General features: G+C 66.3%; 3 protein-coding genes. All 3 read right to left on the reverse strand.

What is annotated here, in order from left to right; all coding sequences use genetic code 11:
- Window positions 1-379: 379 nt before the first annotated feature.
- Complete coding sequence (locus EN939_RS23105; protein ID WP_013528072.1) at window positions 380-943, reverse strand: ActR/PrrA/RegA family redox response regulator transcription factor; 564 nt, start codon at window positions 941-943, stop codon at window positions 380-382.
- An 85-nt stretch (window positions 944-1,028) separates the two neighbouring features.
- Entirely contained in the window at window positions 1,029-2,360 is a 1,332-nt protein-coding gene (locus EN939_RS23110) for an ActS/PrrB/RegB family redox-sensitive histidine kinase (protein ID WP_127269931.1), read from the reverse strand.
- 118 nt (window positions 2,361-2,478) lie between these two features.
- Window positions 2,479-4,265 (reverse strand): ATP-dependent helicase HrpB (gene hrpB, locus EN939_RS23115; protein ID WP_127269932.1); only part of this gene is annotated, 1,787 nt, incomplete at its 5' end.

The following is a 4,265-nucleotide window of genomic DNA, read 5'->3' on the forward strand; positions in this document are numbered from 1 at the left end:
ACCATCAGGATGATGCCGCCGGCCGCTTCGCTATCGAGGAATTCGCGGAAGACGGAAACCGGCCGCTGCTTCAGATCCTGCATGTCGCCTCCGTTAAGCCGCCTGTTTGGCGGGCTTCATTGTCCAAGCGCTAGCGCCGCCCCTCACCTGCCTGCCGGCATCCTCTCCCCGTATAGTGACGGGGAGAGGGACGCTGTCATTTATGATTTCGCCAATCACCAACGTTACAGAAATTACGCCTAGGTGCGGCTAGCCACTTCTCCCCGTCACTATACGGGGAGAAGTGCCCGGCAGGGCGATGAGGGGCGGCGCTGACTTCGGCGATTGGGCTCTCTCCGCCGCTGGTTACAAACTTGGCCCCAAGCGACACCCTGCGATCCTAACGCGGCGCGCGCTTGGCCAGTATGCGCTGCAAGGTGCGGCGGTGCATGTTGAGCCGGCGCGCTGTCTCGGAGACGTTGCGCTCGCACATCTCATAGACGCGCTGGATATGCTCCCAACGGACGCGGTCGGCCGACATCGGGTTTTCAGGCGGCGCCGCGCGCTCGCCGGCGGTGCGGGTGAGTGCAGCGAAGATATCATCGGCGTCGGCGGGCTTGGAGAGATAATCGACCGCACCGAGCTTCACCGCGGTCACCGCGGTGGCGATGTTGCCATAGCCGGTCAGGATGATGGTGCGGGAATCCTCGCGCTTTTCGCGGATGGCCGCGACCACGTCGAGGCCGTTGCCGTCGCCGAGCCGCATGTCGACTACAGCGTAGGCGGGTGGATTGGCGCGCGCCTTGGCAACCGCCTCCTCGACGCTCTCGGCCGTCTCGACCACGAAGCCCCTGGCTTCCATGGCGCGGGCCAGACGCGTGAGGAACGGCTTGTCGTCATCGACGACAAGCAGCGAGGTGTCCTCGCCTTCAACCATTGCGCCAATATTCTCGTCGCCTGTCATAGTCTCAAAATTCCTGCTGCCTTAATTTTACGCAAATATAGTTCCTGAGCCCGATTGTCCAATTTTTAGAGGTCCTTCAAGGCTCTCAGGCGGTGTCGAACATGCTGGCCGAAGTGATTTCCGGATTGAGGAACACACCACGCGGCCACGATATCTGTACCATGGCGCCCTCGCCCAGGCCGCTGGAATTGCGGAAATCGAGCACGGCACCGGAGCGTTCGAGCAGGGTCTTGGCGATGAACAGGCCGAGGCCCAGACCGCCGCCGGTTTCATTGCCCTGGCGCGTCGACATATAGGGCTCGCCGATGCGGTCGATGATCTCGGCCGGAAAGCCGGGGCCGTCATCGATGATCGAGAAGGTGACGGTGGCCTCGTCCCAGCTCCAGTGCACGGTGACGCTTTTGCGGGCGAAATCGACGGCGTTCTCGACCAAATTGCCGAGGCCGTAGATGACGCCCGGATTGCGCCGCCCGACCGGCTCGGGGCCGATGCGTTCGCCGGGCCGAAGCTTGATCGAGATGCCGAAGTCCCGGTGCGGCGCGGTGACCTCCTCGACCAGCGAGGTCAATGGCAGCCGAGAAAGATGCGCCTCGCCCTCGGAGGACAGGCTGGTCAGCCGCTTGAGAATCTCGCGGCAGCGCTCGCTCTGCGAACGCAACAGCGTTACGTCTTCCCCATATTTCGCATCCTTGCCGAGCGCCTTTTCCATCTCCTTGGCGACAAGCGCGATGGTGGCGAGCGGCGTGCCGAGCTCATGCGCGGCCGCGGCGGCCAGCCCGTCGAGTGCCGAAAGGTGCTGCTCGCGCTGCAGCACCAGCTCCGTTGCAGCGAGCGCATTGGCCAGAAGCCGGGCTTCGGCGGCCACCCGGAAGGCATATATGGCGGTGAAGGCGATCGAGGACAGCACCGCCATCCACATGCCGGCGACGTAGAGAAAAGGCATCGCCAGCGGCGCGTCCTCATGCCAGGGCAGCGGCAGATGGACAAAGACCAGAAAGGTCGCCGCCGACATGACCAGCCCGCCGAGGATGGCGGTCAGGCGCAGGGGCAGCGATGTCGCCGAAATGACGACAGGCACGGTCATGAGCAGCGAGAACGGGTTGGTGAGGCCACCGGTCATATAGAGCAGGCCGGCAAGCTGCAGGCTGTCGAAGATGAGGATGCCGAAGGCGGCAAGCGGCGTGAGCCGGTGCGCCGCCGGAAAGCGGAAGGCGAGAAACAGGTTCATCCATGCCGAACAGGCGATCAGGGCAAAGCAGAGGCTGACCGGCAGCGGAAACTTCAGCCCATAGGCGACGACGAGCACCGTCAGGCTCTGACCGACAATGGCAAGCCAGCGCAACCGGATCAGCGTGTTGAGGCGCAATCTCTGGCTCTGCTGGAAATCGGGCGAACGCAAAACGTTGATCATGGCCATGAGTTACAGCCGCGAAGCGGCAAACGCTAGGTACCGCCCCAATCCGAGGAGTCGGAACGGGGCTCTACTTCTTGTTTGAGCATGATCTTTTCCAAAAACCGGCTTCCACTTTTTGGGATCATGCTCTGGGTTTGGCGCGGGCGGTGGCGGTCGCGAGCAGCGGGTTTTCCGGCCAGACATGCTTGGGATAGCGGCCGCGCATGTCGGCGCGCACATCGGCCCAGGAGCCCCGCCAGAAGCCGGGCAGGTCGCGCGTCGTCTGGATCGGCCGGTGTGCCGGCGACAGGAGTTCGAGCGTCAGCGGCACGGCGCCATTGGCGATCGAAGGATGGCGGTCGAGGCCGAACAGCTCCTGCACGCGAATCGCCAGCACCGGCCATTCGCCGTCATAGCGGATCGGCACATGGCTGCCCGACGGAGCACCGAAATGGGTCGGCGCCAGCGTATCGATCCTGCGCTGCAGATCGTGTGGCACGAGGCTGGCCAGCCCGGCCGAGACAACGCCCGCATCGATGGCGGCAAAGGATGCCGCGCCGGACAGGTAAGGCAGCAGCCAGTCGTCGAGGCGCTCGATGAGGGCGTCATCCGCCATGTCGGGCCAGGGCGCGCCAAGGCCTCGATGCAACCAGCCAAGCCGCTGGCGCAGCGTTTGCGCCTCCTTGCTCCAGGTCAGCAGCGACAGCCCGTGCTGGCGCACCGCATCGAGGACGTCGCGGTCGGCGTCAGCACCGATTGGCGGCGGCAGCATGCGCTCGGCAAGCGTGATGGCGCCAAGGCGCACGGTTTCGCGGACGCGCACGGCGCGCTTGTCGCGGTCGAAGCTCGTTTCACGGCGGACCTCGATCCTGTCCGCCAGCGCGGCGCGGACATCGTCCTCGCCGATCGCTGCCGCCGCCGTGATGCGTGCATTCTGTGCCTTGCCCTGCAGGTCGGCGACGACCAGAAACGGCTCGCCCGCCAGCGGATCGGCGGCGTCGAGCATGGCGCCGGAGCCGTTGGCCAGCACGAAACGGCCACGCTCGCCGCGCGCCTTCGCCACCCGATCCGGCCAGGCGTGGACGAGCAGGGGACCGGCTGCCGCAGCTTCGCTGCCCTTCGCCTCGCCAGCCTGCCTCGCCAGCCGTTCGGCGAGCTGCTTGGCGGCTGTAGCGCGTGGCGATTTTTCCCCGCGAAAACGCATCAGCCGCCGCTCCAGATCGGCGCCGTCGCCACCAAGGCCGCGTTCGGTGAGCAGCACGGCAAGCATCGCCGCCTCGAAGGCATGGCCGCTGCCGGCTGCCTCGGCAACCATGTGCGCCAACCGCACCGGCAGGGCGAGCTTGCGCATCGCTGCACCCGCGTCCGTCAGGCGCCCCGTGTCGTCGATGGCATCCAGCGCGCGTAGTAGCCCCCTTGCCTCATTAAGGGCCGGAACAGGCGGCGGATCGAGAAAAGCGAGCCCTGCCGGATCGGCAACGCCGAAGGCAGCGCAATCGAGCAGCAGTCCGGACAGATCGGCCTCAAGGATTTCCGGCGGCGTGAAGGCGGGGAGTGCAGCCGTCTGCTCGGCCCGCCACAACCGGATGGCGACGCCTGGCTGCGTGCGCCCGGCACGGCCGGCGCGCTGGTCGGCGGAAGCCTTGCTGACGCGCACGGTCTCCAACCGGGTGAGGCCGCTGGCCGGCTCATAGCGCGGCAGCCGCGACAGGCCCGAATCGATGACGACGCGCACGCCGTCGATGGTGATCGAGGTTTCGGCGATCGAGGTGGCCAGCACCACCTTGCGGCGGCCGGCCGGCGGCGGCTTGATCGCCGCGTCCTGCGCCTTGCCGTCGAGCATGCCGTAGAGCGGGACGATGTCGGTATCGGTGCCGACCTTGCCGGCCAGCCGTTCGGCGGTGCGCTCGATCTCGCGCTGGCCGGGCA

Source organism: Mesorhizobium sp. M7A.F.Ca.CA.002.05.1.1 (genome assembly GCF_003998335.1).
GTDB lineage: Bacteria > Pseudomonadota > Alphaproteobacteria > Rhizobiales > Rhizobiaceae > Mesorhizobium.

Excerpts from the sequence above, each read along its gene's own strand:
- EN939_RS23105 (WP_013528072.1), bottom strand. The coding sequence starts at position 943 with ATGACAGGCGACGAGAATATTGGCGCAATGGTTGAAGGCGAGGACACC.
- EN939_RS23110 (WP_127269931.1), bottom strand. The coding sequence starts at position 2,360 with ATGGCCATGATCAACGTTTTGCGTTCGCCCGATTTCCAGCAGAGCCAG.